The following is a 23,817-nucleotide window of genomic DNA, read 5'->3' as shown; positions in this document are numbered from 1 at the left end:
GCTCCCCATTCCCGGAGCACGGACGCGCCGGGCCCGCCCGGGCCCGACACCCCGGCGTCGCTCAGGGCTTGCGCCACACCGACACGTGGGCCTCGCTCGTGGCGGTGAACGGCGCGCCGGACCAGTCGGCCCAGCGCGACTCGAGCTCGAGCCCGGCCAGCTGCGCCATGAGGTCGCACTCCATCGGCCAGATGTAGCGGAAGTGCCCGACGCCGTGGTGCACCGTGCCGTCCGGACGCGTGCGGTAGTGGTGCGAGACGCACTCCTGGGTGACGAGGTCGTAGGTGTCGAAGACGAGGTGGTCCTCGCCCATCACCATCGGCACCACCTCGGTGCCCGGCGTCATCCGCTGCAGCGGCGGCACCCAGAGGTCGATGACGAACCGGCCGCCCGGGCGCAGGTGGCGGGCAGCATTGCGAAAGCACTGCACCTGCTCGGCCTGGGTGCGCAGGTTGGAGATGCTGTTCCAGACGAGGTAGACGAGGGAGTGGGCGCCGACGCCGTCCACCTCGGTCGTGGCCATGTCACCGACGACGACCGGGACGCGTCCTTCGGGGTCCTTGGCGCGCAGGCGGTCCGCCATCGGCTCGGACAGCTCGATGCCCGTGACGGCCACGCCCCGCGCAGCGAGCGGCAGGGCGACGCGGCCGGTGCCGACGGCGAGCTCGAGCGCCGGCCCGTCGCCGGCGAGCCGAGCGAGCACCTCGACGGTGCGTCCGAGCACCCCCGGAGCGAACTGCTCGGCGGAGTCCTCGTCGTAGGTCGCCGCGGCCTCCTCGGTCCACACGTCGCTGCTCGTCATCCGGGCAGTCTCGCGGCGCGGGCATCCCCCCCCCGACCGGTTTACGCCGCCCTGCCCACCGCCCTCTCCCGCCGCGCGCCGCCCGGTCAGCCGACGAGGCCGAGCGAGCGGACGCCGGTGTAGAGCGCGACGAGCACGAGCAGGCTCGCGAAGGCCGAGGTCAGGTGACGGGGGTCGACACGGCTGGTGAGCCGCCCGCCGACGAGGCTGCCGGCGACGGCGGCCACCGTGAAGACGCCGATGAGGGCCCAGTCGAGGTGACCGGCGCCCGAGCCGGCTCGAGCCGCGAGCGCGGTGGCGCTGTTGACGGAGATGACGAGCAGCGAGGTGCCGACCGCCACAGGCATCGGGAAACCGAGCGCGAGAACGAGCGCGGGCACGAGGGCGAATCCCCCTCCGACGCCGAAGAACCCGGTGAGCAGCCCGACCGCACTGGCGGTGACGACCACCTTGGCCACCCGGGGGCAGGCGCACGTGAACGGGCGCAGCGTGAGCATCGGCTCGACGGTGGGGTCGAGCGCCAGGTCACGAGGTGCGTCGCGGGCGCTGCGGGCGCGGCGCAGCATGAGCGTCGCGACGAGCAGCATGAGCGCCGCGAAGGCGGTGAGCAGGGTGGTCGGGTGCACGGACGCCGACAGGGCGGACCCGGCGAGGGAGCCCGCCGTGCCGAGCGCGCCGAAGAGGAGCCCCTGGCCGAACCGGACGCGTCGGGCCCGGGCGTGCGGCACCAGCGCGATGAGCGAGGTCAGCCCGACGATGACGAGCGAGCTCGTCGTGGCGGTGCGGGCGTCCTGGCCGAGCACGTAGACGAGGGCCGGGACGGTGAGGATCGAGCCGCCCCCGCCGAGCGCGCCGAGGGCGAGACCGATGGCGAGCCCGAGCGGGACGGCGATCAGCACGACGGCATCCTGGTCAGCGAGCCCGGGTCAGGCGACGGTGGCGCGGGCGCGGTCCCACGCGCCGTAGCCGCCGAGGATGTCGGACACGTCGGCGAAGCCCTGGGCGCGCAGCAGGCTCGCGCCCACCGAGCTGCGCCAGCCACCCGCGCAGAAGACGAGGACCGGACGCGTGGGGTCCAGCTCGTCGGAGCGGCGGGCGAGCTCGGCCAGTGGGATGTGCCGGGCGCCGGGCAGCGTGCCGGCCTCGACCTCGCCGGCGTTGCGGATGTCGACGACCTGGACGTCCTCACGCCCACGGACCGCATCGACCTCGGCCGCCGCCAGGCGGCTGGCCCGGACGACCTCGCCCTCGTGCGCCACCAGGTAGCCCTCGGGGTCGGCCACGTACCCCAGCACGTGGTCGTAGCCGATCCGGGCGAACCGCGTCGCGACCTCCTGCTCCTGCCCCTCGGGGGCGATGACGACGATCTCGTCGTCGGGGGCGAAGACCATGCCCACGGTCTCGGCCATCCGGCCGTCGACCGGCACGTTGACCGACCCTCGCAGGTGGCCGGCGGCGAAGTCCTGCACGTCGCGGGCGTCGTGCACCCGAGCCCCGCGGGCCAGGGCCGCCTCCACCGCGTCGACCGCGAGAGCCGGCACGGCGGCGTCGACGTCGCGCACGTCGCGCGACTGCTTGTTCAGCGTCGCGTTGTAGACGAAGTAGGCCGGGGCCGTGGGCTGCCCGGCCGTGACGACCTCGAGGAACTGCTCCTCGGTCATCGGCTGGCAGGCGTAGTTGAAGGCACGCTGCTCCCCGATCGTCGACTGCCGCTCGGTCGACAGGTTCTTGCCGCACGCCGAGCCGGCGCCGTGGGCCGGGAACACGCGGACGGCGTCGGGCAGGCCCATGAGCCGGTGCTGGACCGAGTCGTAGAGCATCCGGCCGAGGTCCTCGGCGGTGACGCCGACCGAGGCGAGCAGGTCGGGCCGGCCGACGTCGCCGATGAACAGGGCGTCACCGGTCAGGACGCCGTAGGCGACCTCGTCGTCGGCGCGCTCGAAGACGAGCACCGAGATCGACTCGGGCGTGTGACCCGGCGTGGCCATGACCTCGAGCATGACCTCGCCGAGGGAGACCCGCTCGCCGTCCGCCAGGTGACGCACCGGGAAGTCCGTGGCTGCGGCCTCGCCGTAGCCGATCCAGGCACCGGTGGCGCGCGCCAGCTCGAGGTGCCCCGAGACGAAGTCGGCGTGGAAGTGGGTGTTGACGACCCCGACGATCGTCAGCCCTCGCGCATCGGCATCGGCCAGGTACTCGGCGACGTCGCGCCGCGGGTCGACGACGACCGCCTGGCCGGTCGACGCGTCGCCGATCAGGTAGGACGCCTGCGACAGGCAGTCGAGGTAGTACTGGGTGAAGATCATGGATTCCTCCGAGTGGGCGTCATCTCTGCCACCGATGCTAACCCATACCCCCATGGGTATGTTCCCGCGGCGCCTCCGCCCGCACGTAGGGGGCGCGATCACCCCTCCGCGCCCGGGCCGCGAGGACGGACTCAGGTGCCCGCGACGAGGCCGTGCAGCCACCCGTCCAGGCGCGCCAGCTCGGTGGTCGAGGAGAACAGCGGCTCCCGGCCCGGCGGGGGCAGGAAGCCCACGGCGTCCATGACGAGCCAGTAGGGGCACGGCTCCTCGGGCGCGAGCGGCCCGTACGCGTCGAGGAAGCCCCGCGCCGGGCCCGGGCCGTGCGCGAGGGCGAGGGTGGTGGCCGCGTGCGCGGCGTCGAGCCACGCCGGCCCCGTCGAGGTCTCCACCCAGTCGACGACGCCGGACACCCGGCCGCCGTCCCAGAGCAGGTTGCGGTGGCTGAAGTCTCGGTGCAGGAAGGTCGGCGCGTACCCCGGCGGCTCCTGCGCCAGCAGCTCGAAGGCGCGCGACCACGACGCCGGGTGGCGCGTCCACGGCGGCAGCACCCGCTTGGCCTCCCACGCCCACGACTGGTAGGTCCGGAACGGCTCGGCCGGTCGCACCGCGTGGATCGCAGCGAGGGTGCCGGCCATCGCCTCGACCGTCGCACCATCGACCTCCCGGGTCGGCGTGCCGGGCAGGCGCGTCATGAGGTGGGCGGCCACGCCGGCCTCGGCGCCGTCGGCATCGAGCGCGACGCTCGTCGGCGCGGGCACCGGCGACGACGCGACCGCGCGCTGCGCGTCACGCTCCCGACGCGTCAGCTCGGCCCCGTGGGAGCGCCACGGCTCGTTCGTCATGAGGCGCAGCACGTGACCCCGTCCCGATGCGTCGGACAGCGCCAGCATCGTCGAGGTGAGCCCGCCCTCGAGCGGCCGGACGGACGCCACGTCCGCGCCGATCTCCCTCTGCGCCCAGGCGATCGCGTCGGCGTGGCGCTGGAGGCTGTCGGCCGGCGGTGTCATGCGCCGCACGGTAGCGGCTGCGCGGCGCACCGTTCGTGATGACGACCACCAACCACCCGCGACGCGTGGGCCGAGCACGTCGGCGACGTGGTGACGCGAATGGTGGTCGTCATCGTGGACGCCGGCGCCGCGGGAGGGCCTCAGAAGGCGAGGGCGTCAGAAGGTGACGGTGGCACCCATCGAGACGGTGCGGTCCTCGGGCAGGTTGAAGTAGCCGGTCGGCGAGGCCGCGTTGTGGGCCAGGGCGAGGAAGAGCCGCTTGCGCCAGGCGCGCATCGTCGGTGCGGGGCCACGGCTCACCGAGATGCGGGACACGAAGTAGTAGGCGGTGTCGGGGTCGACCTCGACGATGCCCTGGTCGCGGGCCAGCGCGAGGGCGCGCGGCACGTCCTGCTCCTCCTGGAACCCGAACCGCAGTGTCAGGTGGGTGATGGCGTCGTAGGGGTCGCCGAGGTGGTCGAGCACGACGCGCTCCTCGTCGGGCACGAACGGCACGTTCTCCGAGGACGTGCTGACGATGAGGACGAGCTCGTGGATGACGTGGTTGAACGTCGCGTTCTCGCGCAGGGCCAGCGGCGTGGACTCCTTGCCCGGGTGCAGGAACACCGCGGTGCCGGGCACCTTGGAGACCGGGTCGGTGTGCAGCCAGTCGATGAACGGCTCGAGCGGGCCCTCCATCTCGGTGCGTCGGTCGGTGACGAGCAGTCGCCCGCGCTGCCACGTCAGCATCACGGTCGCGACGAGCGTGGCGATGACGAGGGGCAGCCAGCCGCCGTGGAAGACCTTGGTCAGGTTGGCGGCGAAGTACGTCAGCTCGAGGGCCGCGAGCGGGATCCCGAGCAGCAGCAGGCGGCGACGGTCCCAACCCCAGGCGGCCTCGGCGTGGATGAGGAAGAGCGTCGTCGTGATGAGGAACGTGCCCGTGACGGCGAGCCCGTAGGCGGTGGCGAGCCGCTCGGAGGACTGGAACAGCAGCAGCAGTGCGATGACGCCGACGAAGAGGGTCCAGTTGACCGCCGGCACGTAGATCTGGCCGCGCTCGCGGTGCGAGGTCTGCCGAACGGTCAGCCGGGGCAGGTAGCCGAGGCGCTCGGCCTGGCGCGACACCGAGAACGCCCCGGAGATGACGGCCTGGGAGGCGATGATCGTCGCGACGGTCGACAGGACGACGAGCGGCAGGCCGAGGGCGTCGGGGGCCAGGTGGAAGAACGGGCTCGCAGCCGTCGACGGGTCGCGCAGGATGAGCGCGCCCTGGCCGAGGTAGTTCAGCGTCAGCGCCGGGAAGACGACGAAGAACCACGCGCGCCGGATCGGTGCCCGCCCGAAGTGGCCCATGTCGGCGTAGAGCGCCTCGGCGCCGGTGATCGACAGCACGACCGCACCCATGGCGATGAACGCGACACCCGGGTGCTCGACGACGAAGAGCACGGCGTAGTGCGGAGAGAGCCCGGTGATGATCGCCGGGTCGCGCACCACCTGCGCGACGCCCAGGACCGCGAGGACGGCGAACCACAGCGCCATGACCGGACCGAAGAAGCGGCCGACGAGCTCGGTGCCGAAGCGCTGGCCGGCGAAGAGCAGGGCGATGATCACCACCCCGATGGGCACGACGAGGTGCTCGACGCCGGGCGTCGACACCGACAGGCCCTCGATGGCCGACATGACCGAGATGGCCGGGGTGATGACGCTGTCGCCGTAGAAGAGCGACGCACCGAGGACCCCGAGCAGCATGACGAGGCCGTACCGCCTGCCGCCCGGTCGCACGGCGGTGCGGGCCAGCGCGGCCAGCGCCATGACGCCGCCCTCACCGTCGTTGTCGGCTCGCAGGATGAACACGACGTACTTGACCGAGACGACGAGCGTCACCGACCAGAAGACGAGCGAGATGACCCCGTAGACGTCGCTCGGGGTCGTCGCCACCGTGTTGTGGTCGACGGAGAAGACGGTCTGCAGCGCGTAGAGCGGCGAGGTGCCGATGTCGCCGAAGACGACGCCGAGCGCGCCGAGCGCCAGGGCTGCGAGACCGCCACGGGACCGTTCAGAGGTGTGCGCCACGAGCGTCCATCCTTCCACCGGGTCCGGCGAGGGGCGCGAGGTGCCTGAGGCCGGCGCGCCGCGCCACCGGCTACCAGGCGTTCTGGGCCTCCGCGAGCGCGGCGACCTCGGTCCAGGTCCACTCTGGGCGGCCCGCCGCACCGAGGGCGAAGAGCTGGTCGCCGGAGGTCCAGCACAGCAGGAGGGCGGTGCCGGCGTCGGGGTGCCCGGAGGTGTGCTGCTCGTGCGCCCAGGCGGCGTCCGCCCCGGCGACGTCCGGCGGCTCGACATCGGCCTCGGAGTCGAGGCGGACCGTGCTGCGCAGGTTGGCCAGCAACGCCGTCGGGATCGCGGCCAGGGCCGCCCGGGCGTCGTCCGGGCCCACGGTGGGGACGCGCTGGAGCCACAGGGAGCGGCCCTCGGACCGGTACGAGCGCCAGGCCGTGATGCTGCCGGCCGCCGCCGCCCGCTGCGCCCACGGCTCGGCGGGTTTCTGCCGGCCGGTTCGCCACGTGCGCTCGTCGAGCACGGCCCAGCCCGCGCCCGGCAGCGACGCGGCGTCGACGAGGGAGGACAACGCGTCCTTCCCTCCGGGCTTGGAACCGAGCTGGCTCAGGACGAACCGCAGTCGCGAGGGCACGGGCCCAGAGTGCCACGCGCACGGGCGACTCCGGGCAGGCGCGCCAGCCAGTCCTCGACGACGCCCACGCGCTGCACGGCCGGGTGGTGGAGGAAGACGCTGTCGTGGTGCACCGGGCCGATGACGACGACGTGCGCGAGGAGGCCCTGCCGCGCCCGCGCCAACGCGGCGCCGAGCTCGACGAAGAGACCCCGCCCGTCGTGCTCCGACGCGACCGCCGCGTCAGGTGCGTCGCATGAACCGGTAGAAGAACCCGCTGAACACCAGGACGATGCCGACGTTGACCGCCAGGCGCTCCCAGAAGTGGTTGCGGAAGAACAGCACGTCGACCGTCACGACGACGACCACGAGCGCCAGCACGTAGAGCGCAACGGCACCAGAACGTCCCACCGTCTCAGTGGAACCCCGACCGACGCGTCAGGGCAAGCGCCCGCCTCGACGCGCTGGTGCGGAGCCGGACGAGGTCAGCGGGAGCGGCGCGACCCGGCGCGGGTGCCGGCCGAGAAGGCGGCGGCGCTGCCGCCGCTGCTCGTCGAGTAGACGGTCGTCGAGCCGCCGCGACGGCCCGAACCGCCCTGGCCGCCCTGCCCGCCCTGACGCTTCTGCCCGCCCTGGCCGCCGGAGCGGCGACCTCCGGTCCGGGACTCGGGGCGCGCGTCGGGACGCGACTCGGACGAGCCCGCACCGGAACGACCCCGACCACGGCCGCCGGAGCGACCGGTGCCACGGGTGCCACCGCCGTCGGTGCCCTGGCCGCCCTGGGTGCCCTGGGCGCCACGGCCGCGGCCGCGTCCCCGGCCACGACCCGAGGTCTCCCCCGAGCCGGAGGCCGCACGGGCGGCCGGGGCCTCGCGCACCAGCGCGCCGGCGAAGGAGCGCTCGCCCGGGGCGAGCTCCTCGAGCAGCGGGTGACCCGGCGCGACGCGCGTCGTCGTCGGCTTGATGCCGGCCTTGCGGGTCAGGTCGCGCACGTCGCGGACCTGGTCGTCGAGCATCATCGTGACGACCGTGCCGGCGTTGCCCGCGCGGGCCGTGCGGCCGGAGCGGTGCAGGTACGCCTTGTGCTCGACCGGCGGATCGGCGTGGATGACGAGGGCGACGTCGTCGACGTGGATGCCGCGCGCCGCGATGTCGGTGGCGACGAGCGTCTGCGCCCGGCCGGAGTGGAAGTCGTCCATGTTGCGGGTGCGCGCGCCCTGGCTCAGGTTGCCGTGCAGCTCGACGGCCGGAACTCCCGACGCGTTGAGCTGCTTGGCGAGCTTCTTGGCGCGGTGCTTGGTCCGCGTGAAGACGACCTTGCGACCGGGGGCCGCGGCGAGGTCGAGGATGACCGGCAGGTGCGCACCGTTGTCGACGTGCAGCACGTGGTGGCTCATCGTCGACACCGGCGACTGGGCCGAGTCGGCCTGGTGGGTCACCGGGTTCGAGAGGAAGCGCTTGACGAGCACGTTGATCGCACCGTCCAGCGTGGCCGAGAAGAGGAGGCGCTGGCTGTCGCGCGGCGTCTTCTCCATGATCCGGCGCACACCGGGCAGGAAGCCGAGGTCGGCCATGTGGTCGGCCTCGTCGAGCACCGTGATCTCGACGGCGTCGAGGAACACGTGGCCCTGCTGCATGAGGTCCTCGAGGCGGCCCGGGCAGGCGACGACGACGTCGACGCCCTTGCGCAGGCCCTGGACCTGCGGGTTCTGGCCGACGCCGCCGAAGACGGTCTGCGACGTCAGGCCCAGGGGGCGAGCCAGCGGCGCCATGGCCGCCTCGATCTGGCTCGCGAGCTCACGCGTCGGGGCGAGGACGAGCGCCCGCGGTCGGCGGGACTGCGGACGGACGCCCGACTGCGACAGGCGCGTCAGCAGCGGCAGCAGGAAGGCGTAGGTCTTGCCGGACCCCGTGCGGCCGCGGCCGAGCACGTCGCGCCCGGCGACGGAGTCGGGCAGCGTCGCCGCCTGGATCGGGGTCGGGGTGGTGATGCCGAGGTCCTCGAGGACCGCGACGAGGGAGGTGGGCACGCCGAGGGCGGCAAAGGTCGTGTCAGTGGACACAGCGGGGGTACTCCAAAAAGTGGATGTGGTCGTTCTGCCCGGCGCGAGGGGCCTCGGTCATCGAGGGGTCGCGGCGCAAGAGCGAATCGACGGGCCGGCGCGGGGCGCCAGGCGCAGAAGAGGCGACCCGAGGCAGAACTGGGCGGGTCGCTGTCACCCAGTCTACCGGGCGCCGGGCGATGCCTCGACCACGGTCCACCGTGGGCGACACCGATGCCGAGCCGATGCGACACCGAGCGTGCTCACGGCCGCACCACAGCCGGGGGTCCTAGCGTCGGTCCGTGCGTGGGCGACGCGTCCTCCCCCGGTTCCAGCGGGCCACGACCGGAGTCGTGACCGCCGCGCTCTCCTGCCTCTGCGTCGCCGCGTGCAGCGGCGGGTCACCGGCGCCGACGTCCACCGCACCGCCTGCGACGAGCACCTCGCCCGCGACGGCGCCCGGCACGCAGAGAAGTCCGCAGTCCGGCACGGCGTCCACCGCGAGCACGCCGACGTCTTCGACGCCCACGACGCCCACGACGCCTTCGTCGGCCCCGACCCCGACCCGTGCCGCGGGCGCCCCGCGCGCGTACCGCACGACCGTCGTCCACCATGGCGCCGACCACCCCGACGACCTCGCGCTCGACCCGACGGGCGCCCTGCTCTACAGCGACTACACCAACGGCACCATCACGGGCCTGGCCGCCGACGGGTCGACGCGCGTCGTGCACCGCGGCCTCGACGGCCCCGAGGGCCTGGTCCAGCTCGCCGACGGCACCCTCGTGGTCGCCGAGGAGAACACCAACCGCGTCCTGGCCTTTGCACCCGGGCAGCAGTCGCCGCGGGTCCTCGCCACGCTTCCCGGACGTCCGGTCAAGGCGACCTGCCGTGGTGGCGTCGACGGGATCGCCTGGGACCCGACGACGCACACGCTCGTCATCCCCGACCCCGTCACCGGGACGATCTATCGCCTTGCACCCCAAGGCGGCTCACTGACAGCGCTGGCCCGCGGGTTCACCCACCCGGTCGGCGCCGCCGTCGACTCCGGCGGTGCGGTGTACGTCGCCGACGAGTGCGGCGGCGACGTCCGGCGCCTGGGGCCGGGCGGCAGCCACACCCGGGTCGCCCGCGCGAGCATGCCCGACGACCTGGCGTTCGACGCCGCCGGCGACCTGCTCGTCACCGACGTGCGCCACGTCGACCACGACCTGCGTCGCTGGCCGGCCGGCGGCGGGGCCTCGACGGTGCTCGCGAGCATCGGGCTCGTCGAGCCGCAGGGACTGCTCGTCGACGCGTCGGGCAACGTGTACGTGTCCGACGACCAGTCAGACGTCATCCTGCGGCTCTCCCCCGCCTGACACCCGCGCGGCCAGCGGCCAGCGCCGCGCTCACCGTCCGCCGCCGCCCATGCCGCGTCGGCGCACGTCGGCCTGGCGGTCGCTCCCGCCCCGCAGGACGAGCGCGGCCTCTGCTCGTGACGCCGCCCCGAGACCCTCCATCAAGGCCGCGACCTCGGCGGCGACCGTTCGGACGGACACCCCGAGCTCGCGGGCGATGGCGGCGTCCTTGGCACCCAGCACCATCCGTCGGGCGATGAGGCACTGCCTCGCTGTGAACGGCGGCTCCGCACCTGCTGGGACACCCGCCCGGGACAGCGGCCGGGCGATGTCCCAGATCCCGCGGACCAGCGTCACGAGCTCGGCGCGGGTCGTCAGCCAGGCGGTCGGGTACCCGTCGTCGTCGGGAGGTCCGCCCAGGACGGCGGTGACGCCGTCGACGAGGATGAACTGCGCTGGCGCCGGCCCGAACCGGACGTGCGGCATCTCGGAGCTGAGGAGTGGGAAGACCTCGGCAGTTCGCTCGCGCGTGACGAAGCAGAAGTCGAGTCCGCGCCGGCGGGTCTGGTCGTCGATCTCGAGCATGCCGTTCTGAGGGTCCCAGGACATGATCGGCTGCATCGTCCAGACACTCGAACGAGCCGTCGGCTCGAGGGCGGCCAGACCGGCGTCGATCTGTTCGAGGCCCGCTCCCAGCAGCCGGAACCCGGGGGTGGAGCGCCCCGCCCGGCGGTCGAGGACGAGCTGCTCGACCCGGGAGCGCAGCGTCGCAGCCGCGATGTGCATCTCCAGCAGTGCGTCGGCCGCCTCGCTCGGCCGTTCCTCACGCTCCATGTCGGTCCACTCGATCCCCCGTCCGTCCGACCACAGCATGCCCTGTGGCCCGGAGCGGCGTCACATGAGTTCACCGACGCCCGCCCTACTGCACCTGCTGTAGGGCGGGGTCGTCCGCGCGGCGGTGCCCCTCGGGGCCGCGCGGTCGCACGATCGAGGCATGAACGCGCCGGTCGTGACCTCACTGGGACACGCGGGGCTGCGCATCGACGCCCCGCACCTGACGATGCTCTGCGACCCGTGGATGTCGCCGCAGGGCGCCTTCCTCGGGTCGTGGTTCCCGTTCCCCGACAACTCGCACCTGCTGCGGCCCGACGTGCTCGACGCCGACTGGGTCACGATCTCCCACGAGCACCTCGACCACCTCGACCTCGACCTGCTGCGGATCCTGCCCGAGAACGTGCGCATCGTCATCCCGCGCTACCCCGCGCCGGAGATGATCTCGCGCATCCGGGCCGCCGGGATCCGCAACGTCGTCATCGAGCTGGACCGCTGGGAGCGGCTCGCGCTCAACCGCCACGGCGACTGGATGACGGTCATCCAGGAGCAGTCGCCGATGTGCCACGACTCGGCGGTCCTCGTGTACGCCGCGGGCCACGCGATCCTGCACACCAACGACGCTCGCCTCACGGTCGCGCAGCTGCGGCGGGCCGTCGAGGAGGTGGGCCGCCCGCTCGACCTCATGGGCGTGCAGATGTCCGGGGCGTCCTGGCACCCGATCTGCTACGAGTACCCGCCCGAGGTCATCGCCTCGATGAGCGCCGACAAGCGGATCGGCAAGTTCAAGTCGGTGAGCCGCCTGCTGCGCGCCGCCCCGCCGAAGCTCGTCATGCCGTATGCCGGTCCACCGTGCTTCCTCGACCCGGCGCTCGCCCAGCACAACGACCGGATCGCGCCGCCCGGGATCTTCCCGGACACGGGGCAGGCCGCCGCCCACCTGCGCTCGCGGCTGCGCGACCAGGCCGTCGTGCGCCTGCTGCCCGGTGACCGCCTCGACGTCGGCACCGGTGTCGTCGAGCCCGACCCGCACTGGGAGGGGTTCAGCCTCCTCGGCGACCGCGACGACGTCGCCGCCGACGGCCGGTTGCCGGACGACCTGCACGCCTACCTGGCCGCGTACGCCGAACGGCGCGCCGGTGACGTCGCCGCCGTGTACGCGGACTTCCCGGACCCGCCCCGGGGCAGCGGACTCGCCCAGCGCTTCGCCGCCCACTTCGAGGAGCTCGGCGCCCTGTCGGACTACTTCCTGCACCGCATCGGGATGACGGTGCGCTTCGTCGTCGACGGCGAGGACGGTGGCACGTGGGACGTCGAGCTCGGGCCGTCGCGGTGCAGCGTCGACCTGACGGGCAGCAGCCCGGCACCGGGCTACCGGATCACCGTCGAGGCCCGCTGGCTCGACGCCGTGCTCACGGGACGCGTCCGCTGGGAGGACCTGTTCCTGTCGCTGCGCATCTCGGCCTGGCGCGACCCGGACCGGTACAACGACTACCTCGTCGGGCTGCTCAAGCACGCCGACGCCGCGGCCCTCGACGAGGTCGAGCGCTACGAGACCGAGCGCGACCCCGAGGACACCGTGACGCTCGCCGAGCGCACCGAGGACGGCCGGCGCGACTGGGAGGTCAGCCGCTACTGCCCGCACGCCGGCGAGGACCTCGCGCACGGCGCCGTGATCCGCGACGGCGTCCTGCGGTGCCTGGCCCACAACTTCGAGTTCGACCTCGGCACCGGTGAGTGCCTCAACGCCCGCTGCGACCCGCTCGTCAGTCGCCCGGTGGGATCACCGGTGGTTGCCCCGTGACGAGGTAGCGGGCCGTCCACCCGATGACCCGCAGCGTCGCCCACAGCGTCGGACGCCGCAGGAACGTCAGGTCGGTGGCGACGCGCAGCGGCACGAGGTGCTCGACGTACCAGCGCTCCACGACCTCGGGGTCGGCGACCGATGCCTCCCCGGCGCCGGGCACGCTGACGACGCTGACGTCGTCGCGCAGGCTGATCTGCGCCGGGCCGGTGAGCCCCGGGGTCTCGTCGAGCACCCAGGCCACCTCGGCCGGGTAGCGCGCGGCGAGGGCGGGAGTCTCCGGGCGGGGCCCGACGAGCGTCATCTGCCCGCGCAGCACGTTGACCAGTTGCGGCAGCTCGTCGAGGCTCGTCTTCCGCAGCAGCCGGCCCGGCCCGGTGACGCGCGGGTCGCCCCGACGGGTCACCTCCGGCCCGGCGGCGCCGACGCGCATCGTGCGGAACTTGTACAGCGTGAAGGGAGTCCGTCCGCGTGTCAGCCGGACCTGCCGGAAGATGACGGGCCCGGGGCTCGAGAGCCGCACCGCGAGGGCGACGACGAGGAGCACGGGCGAGAGCAGGACGAGACTCGTGGCGGCGACAGCGACGTCGAGCCAGCGGCGCTGCCAGGAGATGCTCCCGTCGCGCGGGCGTCGTTGCATCGCAGCGGTGCCCGCGTGAGCACCACCGCCCGACCGCACTGCTGTGCGCCCACCGGTCGCACTCGGCGTGGAGGGCTCGGGCACTGCGTCACGAATCGTCATGGTTCACCCTGTTCCTGACGCGACGAGCACGCCGCTGAAGATCGACACCGCGGAGGCGACGTCCTGCTCGAGGCCGACCTGCAGCGACGAGGGCGTCATGTGGGTCCAGAGCTCGACACCGCGCTGGCGTCGCTCGAGCAGCGCCCGGGTCAGGTCGTTGGGCGCGAGCCCCGGGTCGGTCAGCGTGTACGTGCCGCCCTTGTAGGGCTGGCTCCACGTCCAGATGTCGACCGCGTGTGCCCCGTGCGCCAGCGGGATGTCGACGTAGGTGTGCACGTCGGCCTCGGCCGACTCCTTCGTCCCGTCGTAGGGGCCGGAGTGCGCGAGGGCCTTGCGCGCCTGCAGGCGGACGTCCTTGCCCCACCGTCGCGACGCCTCGTCCCAGGCAGCGGCCATGGCGGCGTCGCGCGTCGTGCCCCATCCCGTGTACTCGGCGTCGGTGCGCAGCCCGGCGCTGAGGTCGACGATGTCGAGCCCGCCCTTGGCGATGTAGCGGTCGACGGCCGTGAGCGACACGGCGGGGTTGCGCGCCACCTCGGCGGCACCGCAGATGCGCCGCCCGTCGGCGGACGCGGCACCGGCCACCGACTCGGGCACACCGCTCCAGCTGAGGCAGCCGAGCTCGGGCACGATGAGGTCGACGACGACCTTGCGGCCGGGCAGCCGCTCGTGCAGGGCGCGGGTCGTCGCGGTGAGGAAGGCCATGACGGTCGTGGCGTCGGTGCCGTCCTGGTAGCCGAGCTCGTCGGCGACCTTGACGCCCGCCACGCCGTTCCGGTCGGCCAGCTTCACCACGGCGTCGAGCGCCGAGGCGTACCGCTCCGGCCCGGTGACCCAGGCCTTGATGAGGTCGGCCTCGACCCAGGCCTGCGCGCCGTGGGCGACGACGGCCTCGGTGAGCGCGACGTACTGGGGCCGCAGCGTGACCGGACCCGTGGGCGGGTTCGTCGGCGCTGCAGCGGAACCGGAGGTGCATGCGGCGCAGCCCGTGAGCAGGACGGCGCCGAGCGCGGCGGCCGTCAGCCCGGAGCGTCGGGAGGAAGGTCGCGAGGAGCATCGGGGAGAACGCCGGCGGAGGTGCAGTTTCACGGTGTCCTCCCCACGAGACGTCGCCACGAGCGGACGAGGAGCAGGTCGGTGACGAGGTAGGCCACGGCGCTGGCCCAGGCCGCCCCGAGCGAGCCGTGGCGCGGGATGAGCAGCAGGTCGAGCACGAGGGTCACGATGAACCCCCCGCCGAGGATCAGGGAGTTGAGCCCCGGTCGGCCGGACCCGAGCAGGTAGCCGGACGCGACGCCCGCCGCCGGTTCGACGACGAGGCCGAGGCAGATCCAGACCGCGGGCAGCACGGCGTCACGGAACGCCTCGCCGTAGAGGAGCGGCAGGACCACGGTGGCGCTGGCCGCGACGACGACGGCCGCGACGGCCCCGAGAGCGATGAGACGGCCCACCCGGAGCCACTCCGGGTGGCGGGCTCCCTCGGCGCGACCGGCGAACTGCGGGTAGGTGACCCACGTCAGGGCGAGCCCCGGCAGGCGCAGCAGCTCGGCGTACTTCGACGCGACGACGTAGACGCCGACCTGCGCCGGCCCGGTCATCACGCCGAGGACGACGACGTCGAGGCGCAGGTTGAGCAGGTTGAGGATGCCCCCGACCTGGCTGCGACCACCGAAGGCCGCCATGCGGCGTGCGAGGGCGACGTCGGGCCGGCCGGCGAGGTGCCCACCGCGCTCGTGGACCCGCTTGGCGATCCGCACCCACGCGTGCACGGCGACGACGACGTCGGCGAGCAGCAGCGAGGCCACGAGCAGCCACCCGCCGCGCAGCCCGACCACCCACAGGGCCAGGAACGCCGGCACGAAGACGGCCTCCTCGGCGGCGGTGACGATGTTCGACCCCTTCGCGTCGCCGAGCGCCTGCAGGCACGACTTGCCGACCGCGACCGGCAGCTGGGTGGCCACGGTCGCCCCGGTCGCGAGGACGACGGCCGTCGTCGTCGTGCTCATGAGGTGGTCGTGCACGAGCGGGGTCAGCACGACCCAGACCGCGGTGCCGAGCAGGGCGCCGGCAGCCATCGTCGCGAGGACCGTCGGCCACAGGCCACGATGGCCCGCGTCGGGGCCGGCGACGAAGTAGCCCATGGCGCCGGGCAGCCCGCAGGCGGCGACGACGCCGACGAGGCCGGGAAGCACGCGCATCAGGGCGAGCACGCCGACGTCGTCGGCACCGCCGGTGCGGGCCACGAGGACGGTCACGAGCGCGATCGACAGGAGGGCGACGAGCCGGGCCCCGACGTTGCCGACGACCGACCGGGCCGTGGCGCCGCGCAACCGTGGCCGGGCCTGCTCGAGCACGCGCACCCACGTCATGATGCCCTCCCCTCGGGCACCCGGGCGAACGGGCGCACGCCGCGGGAGCCCGGGTCGAGGCCGGCGATGAGTCCGAAGAGGGCCCACACGTGGCGGAAGTGCAGCACCTCGTAGAAGAGCCCGGCCACCACGAGCGCGCAGCACAGGGCGAGCAGCCACTCCGGTCGTGGCACGAGGGCCCGCACGTCGGGCTCCTGCGGCCAGAGCGCCACCCGGCCGAGCCGGAAGGCGATGACGACGAGCAGCAGGACGAGTCCGACGCCGCCGACCGCCCCACGCTCGACGAGCGTCGCGAGGTAGTCGTTGTGGGCCTCCTTGATGTACGGCGCGGCCTGCCCGCTCAGCGTCGCCTTCGTCCGGCCGGGCCCGACGCCGAGGAGGTCTCCCTCGAGGTAGAGGCCGAAGGTCTCGGTCGCGAGCTCGGTGCGCGACCCGCTCGACTCGTCGGTGCGCCCGAGCGAGTCGCGCAGCACCTGGAAGCTGTCGCTCGCCTGCTGCCCGATGGCGTTGATGTCGACGCTGGGGGCGACCGATCCGAGGGCGGCCGCGGCGATGCACGCGACGGCCGCGGCCACCACGGCCCCCCGGCGCCTGACCAGGCCGACGACGAGGGCCACCACGACCATGACGCCGAGCCCGACCGCGCCCCCGTTCGAGCCGGTGAAGACCATCGCGAGGAGGATCGCGCCCGCGCCGAGCAGCCGGGCCCACCGCCGTCGCACCACCGAGGTCGCGAGCAGGAGCGCGAAGACGACGAGGAAGTAGTTGGCGCACAGGTTCGGGTCGGCGAAGGTCAGCGAGGCCCGGCCGCCGTCCTTGGAGCTGAGCCCGGCCATCCAGCCGATCCGGGCGATGCGCCCGACGCAGAGGACGATCGCCCAGCCGATGCCCGACCACACCCAGGCCCGCAGGACGATGGCGAGCAGCCAGCGGTACTGGCGCACCGCGTTGGCGATGCACGCGCACCAGACGAGCAGGAAGAGGTCCTGCACGACGGGCAGCAGGGCGGTCGCGTCGCCGGAGTGGTAGGCCGCGACCGATCCGGCCAGCATGAGGATGCTGACCGGCAGCACGTAGGGCATCGAGACCGGCACGGCCTTGGTGCGCAGCCAGGCCGCGACGGTGACGACGACGGCGAGGATGCCGACGTCGGCGATGGCGGTGTTGCCCGGGCCGCTCGGGACGAGGAGCGGCATCGCGCAGATCGCCACGGTGAGAGCCACGGCGACCCGGCGGGGTCCGCGAGCGCCTGGCAGGTCAGTGGCGCGATCCGGAACCGCTTGCGCCGCAACATCGCCCGCCCGCTCGAGCGGCACACCGGGGGCGAGGGGCGTCTGGATCCTCAGCATCGGAACAGCTCCGCCGCGAGGAGCAGGTGCTGGCGCGCGAAGGTGGCCTCGTCGGACAGTGCCGCGACCTCCGCGGTGCCGATGGCCAGGACGTCGCGCCAGCGGTCCGGGTCGCGCCCCGTCCGCTCGAGGTGCTCGGCGAGGACGCCGTGGACGAGCTCGGGCAGCCATCCCTCGCCCGCCACGAGGTAGCGCACGGGCTCGCCCCAGGGCCCGGCGACGAGCCCGGGGTGCCCGCGCACCTCGCGGCCGCTGCGGGTGTGCCGGTCGAGGTAGAGCACGTAGGACAGGGCGAAGCGGGTCAGGTCGCGCATCGGGTCGCCGCCGACCACGGCGTGCTCCCAGTCGACGACGCCGGTGACACGTCCGTCGGTGCGCAGCACGTTGCCGGCCCAGAAGTCGCCGTGCACGACCGACCACGGCCCGTCCGCGGGCAGCCGCAGTCCCGGCATGGTCGTGGCCACGGCGTCCGCCACGTCGCGGGCCACCGGGTCGGCCGGCCAGCGGGCCCGCAGCCGCTTGGCGATCCCCGGCCACCCGCCGGGCGAGCTCGACTCGGGCAGCGGGCCGACCGCGTCGGACAGCTCGCGCAGCCACGACGCGGCACCGGCGAGGTCGGCGCGGACGGCGTCGGGGCGCGTCGTGCCGCGCCAGCGGTGGTAGTCCACCGACATCGGGGTCCCGGGCACCGCCTCGGTGACGAGCACCGCTCCGCCGCGGTCGCGCCGGATGTCGACGAGCCGCGGCACCGTCCCGCCGACGAGCCCCGGGTCGAGGGAGCCGAGGGCCTGCAGCGCCGCCGCCTCGGCGACGACGGACACGGCGGCCACCGCGGTCAGGGCGGCCTTCGCCACGAGGCGAGGCCGGGCCCGACCGGGGTCGAAGACGAGGATGGTCGCCTTGGGGTTCTCGTCCTTGGACAGCCCGACGACGACGAGCCGCGGCGTCGCGGGCCCGGCGTGCTCGCGCAGCGCGGCACGGAGGAGGTCACCGGCCTCGGCAGGCACGGTGTCCGGGGCGACCATGTCGGTCACCGGCGGACCCCGACGACGAGGCGCCCGGGCACGAGCGCGCCGAGGACGAGCCGGACGGCCGCGGCGCCGACCCGCGTGCGCGTCGTCGCCGCGACGAGGCGACGGACCGCCTCGAGCGCCAGGCGACCGCGCACGACGCGCGGCGGCGTCGTGAGGAAGGTGGACAGCAGCCACGTCACGGCGTCGCGGTCGTCGGCGGCCACGAACGTCGCCGACGACCATGTCGGCAGCACGACGTACTCCGACTCCACCTCGACGCCGAGCCGCTCCGCGGCCCGACGCAACCGTCCCCGACCACCGGAGCGCCGGTCGGCCAGCGCCACCGGCGACCCGGAGGGCAGGCCGAGGGCCCGCTCTGCGTCGGCGGGCACCGACGGCCACACGACGGTCGCACCCGACGGCACGAGCACGGACGCCGAGGCGGGCACCGCGGGCCTCGACCGCACCACGGACGGCGCGGCGGTCATGACACCCTCGCCTGGAGACGGCTCGGGCCGGTCCCACCGAAACCCACGAGCTGCCGGCGGGGCTGGGCCGCACCCTGGGAGTAGACCCGGTCGAGCACCTCACCGGCGGTCGTCTGGTCGTACCGGTCGCCGAGGTGGGCCTGCGCGTGAGCCGCCCACAGCCGCGCCTCCTCGGGGTGGGCGAAGACGTGGTCGACGGCGGCGGCCAGGAGGTCGGCACGGCCGGGCGGCACGAGCAGGCCGGTCTCCCCCGGGATGACGACGTCGGGCACCGCGTTGACCGCCGTGGCGACGACCGGGATCCCGCACTGCTGGGCCTCGACGACGACGCAGGGCAGCCCCTCGTAGCGGCTCGCCATGGCGAACACGTCGAACGCCGGCAGCAGGGCGGCGACGTCGGAGCGGTTGCCGAGCAGGTGCACCCGGGCGTCGAGACCCAGGCGGTGCACGTCGCGGCGGGTGCGCTCGGCCAGCTCGCCGTCGCCGGCCCACACGAGCACGGCCGGGGTGCGCATCCGGCGCAGCGCCTCGAGCATGACCTCGGGCGCCTTCTGGAAGTCGAGGCGTCCGACGGTGCCGAGCACCGGGACGTCGTCGGGCAGCCCGAGCAGCGCCCTCCCCCGGGCCCGCGTCACCGGGTCGAGCCGGACGCTCGGCTCGTCGACGGCCGGACCGATGGTGTGCAGCTGGTCAGGTCGGGCGAGCCCGCGGCGCAGCGCCTCGACAGCGACGCCGGTGCCGACCGCGAGGTAGGCGTCGGTGACCCGCGACAGGCGGCGCTCGATGCGGATGTACGCGGCCCGCAGCGCGGGGTTCTGGAACTCGTGGAACGGGAAGCCGTGCAGGGTGTGGACGATGAGCGGGACGCCGCTGCGGGAGGCGGCCATCCGGCCGAGCGCCCCGGCCTTGGCGCTGTGGGTGTGCACGACGTCGGGACGCCACTCGTGCACGAGGTCGAGCAGCCGGCCGAAGGCGGTGGCGTCCTCGCGCGGCTGGATCGGCGAGACGAGCTCGGGCACGACGACGACCTCGACGCGTGCGGCGCGGGCGCGGTCGAGCAGGGCCCCCTCGCGGGTGCCGGTGACGAGCACGCTCTCGTAGCGGCCCGGGTCGAGGGCCACGGCCCCACGCACGGCGACGCCCCCCGCACCCGCGACACAGCGGGTCACCACGTGCATGACTCGGGTCGTCATCAGGACCCCACCTCCTCGGCCGGCACCAGGGCCCGGACCCGTTCGACGATCTCGCCCAGCGTCGTGCCGGGGGTGGACGGCAGGCGCACCCCGAGGACGGGGACGCCGGCGGCCAGGGTTCCGGCCACGTCGGCGACCGGGGGGTGGGCCGGCCCGAGCCCCGTGCCGAGGGCGAGCGTCGCCGCGTACGCCCAGTAGCGCCGCAGCTCGCCGGCCGCGTAGGTGCCACCGACGAGCTCGCGCGCGGCGGCGTCGGGGTCGGTGCGGCTCACCTCGACGGCGTCGCCGTCACCGCGGGAGAGCACGACCACGGCGTCCGGGCGGACGGAGTCGACGTGCCGCGCCCAGGCGGACTCGCGTCGCCCGTGCGGCATCTTCCGCCCCGAACCGCCCTCTGCCCGTGTGGGTTCCAGCAGGCCGTGCACGATGCGACCGTCGGTGGTGCAGAGGTTGTCGCTGACGGGCGCGTCGGTGGGTCCGCTGAGCGTCGCGACGAGCGTCGACTTGCCGACGCCGCCCGGCCCGGCGAGCACGACGGCGTACCCGTCGACCGTCGCCGCGGACACGTGCATCGGCACCTGCCCCCTCGTACCGGCCCACCACAGGGCCGGGTACTGCACGAGCACGGCCCGCTGCAGGAGCACCTGCCGGTCCGCTGCGGCCAGGCCCAGGGCCCGCTGGCGCCAGCCCCGCAGCGGCCGGGCCACCACCTCGAGCGTGCCCGGCCCGGGCCGGACGACGACGTCGAGCCCGCTCGAGCACGCGTCGGTGAGGACCACCTCGCGGCCATCGGTCCACGCACCCCGCGTCACGAGCCGGTGGCCGGCGCGGGCCGACACGGTCGCGTCGTCGGAGACCATGACGTGGACGTCCGCGGTCGCGGCCGGCCCCGCCATCTCCTGGCCGGCGCAGGACTCGCGGACGAGCTCGGTCCAGGCGGCGTCGCCGTCGACGTGCACGACGAGTCCCGCCGTGCGGAGCCACACGCTCATCAGCGCAGCACCCCCTCCGAGGCCGGGTCCGTCCCCGAGGCGGGTGCGGGGTCCGCGGGCGCGACCGCTCCGTCGGCGTCCGTGGACGCCGTGGACACGGTGGACGCCGTGGACGCCGTGGACGCCGTGGACGCCGTGGACGCCGAGGACGCGGTGGTCTCGGCGGCCGTGGGGCCGTCACCGTCTGCGTCGCGAGTGGTCTCCCGCGTCGGCGCGGCCGCCACGGCGGCCCGCCCGTTCGGGCGGTTGGCGGCCGGCTTCTCGCCCGCTGCCCTCCCCGCCGGCTCGGCGCGCACCACCTCGCGGTCCCAGGGCGACTCCCACACCGAGACCGCAGGGTCGAAGTCGTGCGACGCGCCCCCGGCGTCACCGGAACCAGCACGCGCCTGACCCGGCGCCGCGGCTTCGGGACGCGGTGCGACGACGACGCCGTCGTGGGCTGCCTCAGGCCGCGGGGCCTGGTGGTCGGCAGGGCGGGCCCGGCGCGGCAGCCAGCGGTGCCGGTGCCCGTGCGAGTAGCTGACGAGGCCGACGACCGGCCAGCCGAGCGCGTCGAGGAGCGCCCGGGTGCGCTCGATCGCCGCCGAGGACACCTGGTCGGGCGAGAGCACGACGAGGACGGGCCGCTCCCCCGGCTCGGCCCACTCACGGCCGAGCACCTGCACCGTGAGGCGGTGCCCGGTCTGCGCGCCCTGCGGGCCGAGCAGGGGCGCGAGCGACCGGGCCCACGCCTCCTCGCGCGCGTCGACGAGGACGAGGAGCAGCTGCGTCGCGTCGTACCGGCGGGCGAGCAGGGCGAGCCGGTCGGCGATCGGACCGGCGGCTCCGAGCGTGCTCGGGGCGAGGTCGCGGTGCGGCAGGTAGCCGACGTGCGGCACGCCCAGCGTGCGGGCGACGACACGCGGGGAGGGCAGCTTGGGCCGGAACGCCTCGAGGACGGCCGCGAGACCGACGCCGAAGAGCGCGCCGAGGAGGGCCACGAGCACGGCGCGCTGGTAGACCGCCGCCGGCAGCGGGATCGTCGGCTCGCGCACCGGGTCGAGCAGCACGGCGCGCGACGTGGTCGCCGTGGACAGGTCGAGGTCGGACAGCTGGCGCTCGAGCTCACCCTGGGTCGTCGTCAGCGACGTCAGCTGCGCCTGGAGCGCGAGGACGCCGTTCGGCGAGGCGCCCGGCATCTTCTTGACGAGCTGCTGGCGCTGCGCGGCGAGCGCGTCGAGCTGCTTCTGCACCTGGGTGCGCCGCTGCGCGACGGCCGGCTGGTCGCCGACGTTGGAGAACTCGATGACGTCCTGGGTCAGCGAGTTCGCGATGATCGCGGCCCGCTTGGGCGAGGTGTCGGTGACCGCGATCTCCATGACGGGCGAGACGCCGACGCGCCGCACGTCGATGTTGTTGGCGGCGAAGGTCGCCACGTCGGTCTGCAGGCCGCCCTTGTCGAGGGCCTGGCGCACGACACCCGGGCTCGTCGCGATGCCGAGCACGCGCTGGCTCGTGGCGTCGGCCTGCACGTTGGAGTTGGCGAGCTCGCTGCCCATCTGGACGCGGGCCACGGCCTCGTAGCTGCTGGGCTGGTTCTTGCCGATGTACCACGCCGCCCCGAAGGGCACGAGCACGCAGAGCAGGATGATCAGCCAGTGGCCGCGGATGACCCGGCCGAATGCCTCGTCGATCGTCATGATCCCCCCAGGACCGTGGGTACGCGTCGGGGCATGCGGCCCCGCCGACTCTCTGACGACGCTAGGTGCGCCCGTGCGCTGCCACATCGCTCCCGCAACGGACGAGCGCCTACGTCAAACGCATGACTCCCGCAGCCCGGCGACGTGCAGGAGCGGCCGGCGCCGGGTGCTCGAGACCGGCGACCGGCGCAGGGGGCACCGGACGCGGCCCGAGCGGGGGGAATGCTCGGGCCGCGCCTTGGGCGGCCGGGACACCGTTCCCCGGGGGGAGTCGGGGGTGGGTGTCCCGGTCGCGCTCGTGGGGCCGGGGGCGCTGCGCCGCTCCCGGCGACCGGGCTAGACCCTGATCCGCACGGTGACCGAGGACCTCTGGCCGACGTCGTCGGTCACGGTGAGGCGGATGTAGTACGTACCACTCTTCCGGTACGAGCACGTCGCGGTCGAGAGCGTCGTGGGCCCGATGACCCGGCCGTTGCCGCAGGAGTAGGTGTAGGTGAGCCGGCGCCGCTCCGGGTCGGTCGACCGGTAGGCGCGGAGGGTGGCGACCGTCGGCGCGTGCAGCCTCGACAGGGTCACGACGAGACGGGCGGTCGGCGGTCGGTTGATCCCGACGCGCACGGTGACGGGCGCGCTGGTGACGCGGTGGCCGACGTCGTCGGTGACGGTGACGGTGGCCCTGAACGTGCCACCGGTGCGGTACCTGCATGTCGCCCGGGCGGACAGCTGCGGGCCGACGCGCGTGCCGTTCCCACACGTGAAGGTGTACTTCAGCGGCCGTCGCTCGGGGTCGCGCGAGCCCGACGCGTCGAACGTGGCGGTCGCCGGCGCGATGGTCGTCGGTCCCTTGAGCAGCCGCAGCGACGCGGCGGGCGGGCGGTTGGCCAGCGACGTGATGGTCGTCGTGGCCTTGCCGGAGAGGCCGCTGACGCTGCTGCGCACCGTCACCTGCACCGTGAAGGTCCCGGTCCGCGAGTAGGCGCAGGTCGCCCTGGCCGTTGCCTGCGGGCCCACGGTCACGCCGGTGCCGCACACGAAGGTGTAGGTCAGCCGGCCCTTCTGGGGGTCCGACGACGTGCTCGCGTCGAGCGCCACCCGGAACGGCACGGCGCCGGAGCGCGGGGTCGCCGTGAACCTCGCCGTCGGCGCCACGTAGGCGGCCAGGACCGGGACGCTCGTGGTCGCCGTCGAGGCCAGGCCGGCCTGGTCGACG

Annotated in this window: 21 protein-coding genes; 2 read left to right on the top strand and 19 right to left on the bottom strand. The window is 74.3% G+C overall.

Annotation, left to right across the window (positions count from 1 at the left end; genetic code table 11):
* Nucleotides 1-61 precede the first annotated feature (61 nt).
* The 8 genes from RY076_RS04490 to RY076_RS04455 form a co-directional block, all read right to left on the bottom strand.
* Complete coding sequence (locus tag RY076_RS04490; RefSeq protein WP_323096414.1) at nucleotides 62-802, bottom strand: class I SAM-dependent DNA methyltransferase; 741 nt, start codon at nucleotides 800-802, stop codon at nucleotides 62-64.
* Nucleotides 803-888: 86 nt separating this feature from the next.
* Nucleotides 889-1,701: a sulfite exporter TauE/SafE family protein gene (locus tag RY076_RS04485; RefSeq protein WP_323096413.1), complete on the bottom strand. Its 813-nt coding sequence runs from the start codon at nucleotides 1,699-1,701 to the stop codon at nucleotides 889-891.
* Between the two features lie 27 nt (nucleotides 1,702-1,728).
* On the bottom strand, nucleotides 1,729-3,108 hold the full coding sequence (locus RY076_RS04480) for an MBL fold metallo-hydrolase (protein ID WP_323096412.1): 1,380 nt from the start codon (nucleotides 3,106-3,108) through the stop codon (nucleotides 1,729-1,731).
* A gap of 131 nt (nucleotides 3,109-3,239) precedes the next feature.
* On the bottom strand, nucleotides 3,240-4,115 hold the full coding sequence (locus RY076_RS04475; RefSeq protein WP_323096411.1) for an aminoglycoside phosphotransferase family protein: 876 nt from the start codon (nucleotides 4,113-4,115) through the stop codon (nucleotides 3,240-3,242).
* A gap of 156 nt (nucleotides 4,116-4,271) precedes the next feature.
* Nucleotides 4,272-6,170: a potassium transporter Kup gene (locus tag RY076_RS04470; protein ID WP_323096410.1), complete on the bottom strand. Its 1,899-nt coding sequence runs from the start codon at nucleotides 6,168-6,170 to the stop codon at nucleotides 4,272-4,274.
* A gap of 70 nt (nucleotides 6,171-6,240) precedes the next feature.
* Nucleotides 6,241-6,789, bottom strand: coding sequence for a hypothetical protein (locus RY076_RS04465; protein ID WP_323096409.1), 549 nt, complete (start codon nucleotides 6,787-6,789; stop codon nucleotides 6,241-6,243).
* A 222-nt stretch (nucleotides 6,790-7,011) separates the two neighbouring features.
* The gene (locus RY076_RS04460; protein ID WP_323096408.1) at nucleotides 7,012-7,179 is read right to left on the bottom strand and encodes a hypothetical protein; all 168 of its coding nucleotides are present in this window, start codon (nucleotides 7,177-7,179) and stop codon (nucleotides 7,012-7,014) included.
* 74 nt (nucleotides 7,180-7,253) lie between these two features.
* Nucleotides 7,254-8,831, bottom strand: a complete 1,578-nt coding sequence (locus tag RY076_RS04455) for a DEAD/DEAH box helicase (RefSeq protein ID WP_323096407.1) — start codon at nucleotides 8,829-8,831, stop codon at nucleotides 7,254-7,256.
* A 281-nt stretch (nucleotides 8,832-9,112) separates the two neighbouring features.
* Here RY076_RS04455 and RY076_RS04450 point away from each other — a divergent pair, with 281 nt between their 5' ends.
* The gene (locus RY076_RS04450; RefSeq protein WP_323096406.1) at nucleotides 9,113-10,168 is read left to right on the top strand and encodes an NHL repeat-containing protein; all 1,056 of its coding nucleotides are present in this window, start codon (nucleotides 9,113-9,115) and stop codon (nucleotides 10,166-10,168) included.
* A gap of 30 nt (nucleotides 10,169-10,198) precedes the next feature.
* On the opposite strand, the gene RY076_RS04445 is transcribed toward RY076_RS04450, so the two are convergent.
* The gene (locus tag RY076_RS04445; RefSeq protein ID WP_323096405.1) at nucleotides 10,199-10,981 is read right to left on the bottom strand and encodes a helix-turn-helix domain-containing protein; all 783 of its coding nucleotides are present in this window, start codon (nucleotides 10,979-10,981) and stop codon (nucleotides 10,199-10,201) included.
* Between the two features lie 160 nt (nucleotides 10,982-11,141).
* Between RY076_RS04445 and RY076_RS04440 the strand changes: the two genes are divergently transcribed.
* A complete protein-coding gene (locus RY076_RS04440) occupies nucleotides 11,142-12,782 on the top strand; it encodes a Rieske 2Fe-2S domain-containing protein (protein ID WP_323096404.1) in 1,641 nt (546 codons plus the stop codon).
* Here RY076_RS04440 and RY076_RS04435 read toward each other — a convergent pair.
* The 10 genes from RY076_RS04435 to RY076_RS04390 all read right to left on the bottom strand — a co-directional run.
* Complete coding sequence (locus RY076_RS04435; RefSeq protein ID WP_323096403.1) at nucleotides 12,745-13,524, bottom strand: sugar transferase; 780 nt, start codon at nucleotides 13,522-13,524, stop codon at nucleotides 12,745-12,747. The genes RY076_RS04440 and RY076_RS04435 overlap by 38 nt on opposite strands.
* A 3-nt stretch (nucleotides 13,525-13,527) precedes the next feature.
* The gene (locus RY076_RS04430) at nucleotides 13,528-14,613 is read right to left on the bottom strand and encodes a hypothetical protein (RefSeq protein ID WP_323096402.1); all 1,086 of its coding nucleotides are present in this window, start codon (nucleotides 14,611-14,613) and stop codon (nucleotides 13,528-13,530) included.
* Complete coding sequence (locus RY076_RS04425) at nucleotides 14,610-15,893, bottom strand: oligosaccharide flippase family protein (protein WP_323096401.1); 1,284 nt, start codon at nucleotides 15,891-15,893, stop codon at nucleotides 14,610-14,612. Before RY076_RS04425 ends, RY076_RS04430 begins: the two co-directional genes overlap by 4 nt.
* A complete protein-coding gene (locus RY076_RS04420; protein ID WP_323096400.1) occupies nucleotides 15,890-17,116 on the bottom strand; it encodes an O-antigen ligase family protein in 1,227 nt (408 codons plus the stop codon). Before RY076_RS04420 ends, RY076_RS04425 begins: the two co-directional genes overlap by 4 nt.
* A gap of 119 nt (nucleotides 17,117-17,235) precedes the next feature.
* Nucleotides 17,236-18,267 carry a phosphotransferase family protein gene (locus RY076_RS04415; RefSeq protein ID WP_323097176.1) on the bottom strand — a complete coding sequence of 344 codons (1,032 nt, stop codon included), beginning with the start codon at nucleotides 18,265-18,267 and terminating at the stop codon, nucleotides 17,236-17,238.
* A 5-nt stretch (nucleotides 18,268-18,272) separates the two neighbouring features.
* Nucleotides 18,273-18,743 carry a hypothetical protein gene (locus RY076_RS04410; RefSeq protein WP_323096399.1) on the bottom strand — a complete coding sequence of 157 codons (471 nt, stop codon included), beginning with the start codon at nucleotides 18,741-18,743 and terminating at the stop codon, nucleotides 18,273-18,275.
* The gene (locus tag RY076_RS04405) at nucleotides 18,740-19,936 is read right to left on the bottom strand and encodes a glycosyltransferase (RefSeq protein WP_323096398.1); all 1,197 of its coding nucleotides are present in this window, start codon (nucleotides 19,934-19,936) and stop codon (nucleotides 18,740-18,742) included. The genes RY076_RS04410 and RY076_RS04405 overlap by 4 nt, the downstream gene beginning before the upstream one ends.
* The gene (locus tag RY076_RS04400) at nucleotides 19,936-20,928 is read right to left on the bottom strand and encodes a hypothetical protein (RefSeq protein ID WP_323096397.1); all 993 of its coding nucleotides are present in this window, start codon (nucleotides 20,926-20,928) and stop codon (nucleotides 19,936-19,938) included. The genes RY076_RS04405 and RY076_RS04400 overlap by 1 nt, the downstream gene beginning before the upstream one ends.
* Complete coding sequence (locus tag RY076_RS04395) at nucleotides 20,928-22,607, bottom strand: hypothetical protein (protein ID WP_323096396.1); 1,680 nt, start codon at nucleotides 22,605-22,607, stop codon at nucleotides 20,928-20,930. Before RY076_RS04395 ends, RY076_RS04400 begins: the two co-directional genes overlap by 1 nt.
* A 336-nt stretch (nucleotides 22,608-22,943) precedes the next feature.
* Nucleotides 22,944-23,817, bottom strand: an 874-nt coding sequence (locus tag RY076_RS04390) for a PKD domain-containing protein (protein WP_323096395.1), incomplete at its 5' end; no start/stop codon positions are given.

Origin of the sequence: Intrasporangium zincisolvens (assembly GCF_034724055.1) — a bacterium.
Taxonomy (GTDB): domain Bacteria; phylum Actinomycetota; class Actinomycetes; order Actinomycetales; family Dermatophilaceae; genus Monashia; species Monashia zincisolvens.
The sequence above is the reverse complement of the archived record's forward strand: the minus strand, read 5'-3'. Positions and strand labels throughout refer to the sequence as shown.

Bases quoted from the DNA above. Each gene is read 5' to 3' on its own strand.
- RY076_RS04490 (WP_323096414.1), bottom strand. From the start codon at position 802: ATGACGAGCAGCGACGTGTGGACCGAGGAGGCCGCGGCGACCTACGAC.
- RY076_RS04480 (WP_323096412.1), bottom strand. From the start codon at position 3,108: ATGATCTTCACCCAGTACTACCTCGACTGCCTGTCGCAGGCGTCCTAC.
- RY076_RS04475 (WP_323096411.1), bottom strand. From the start codon at position 4,115: ATGACACCGCCGGCCGACAGCCTCCAGCGCCACGCCGACGCGATCGCC.
- RY076_RS04445 (WP_323096405.1), bottom strand. From the start codon at position 10,981: ATGGAGCGTGAGGAACGGCCGAGCGAGGCGGCCGACGCACTGCTGGAG.
- RY076_RS04440 (WP_323096404.1), top strand. From the start codon at position 11,142: ATGAACGCGCCGGTCGTGACCTCACTGGGACACGCGGGGCTGCGCATC.
- RY076_RS04435 (WP_323096403.1), bottom strand. From the start codon at position 13,524: ATGACGATTCGTGACGCAGTGCCCGAGCCCTCCACGCCGAGTGCGACC.
- RY076_RS04425 (WP_323096401.1), bottom strand. From the start codon at position 15,893: ATGACGTGGGTGCGCGTGCTCGAGCAGGCCCGGCCACGGTTGCGCGGC.
- RY076_RS04415 (WP_323097176.1), bottom strand. From the start codon at position 18,267: ATGGTCGCCCCGGACACCGTGCCTGCCGAGGCCGGTGACCTCCTCCGT.
- RY076_RS04410 (WP_323096399.1), bottom strand. From the start codon at position 18,743: ATGACCGCCGCGCCGTCCGTGGTGCGGTCGAGGCCCGCGGTGCCCGCC.
- RY076_RS04405 (WP_323096398.1), bottom strand. From the start codon at position 19,936: ATGACGACCCGAGTCATGCACGTGGTGACCCGCTGTGTCGCGGGTGCG.
- RY076_RS04400 (WP_323096397.1), bottom strand. From the start codon at position 20,928: ATGAGCGTGTGGCTCCGCACGGCGGGACTCGTCGTGCACGTCGACGGC.
- RY076_RS04395 (WP_323096396.1), bottom strand. From the start codon at position 22,607: ATGACGATCGACGAGGCATTCGGCCGGGTCATCCGCGGCCACTGGCTG.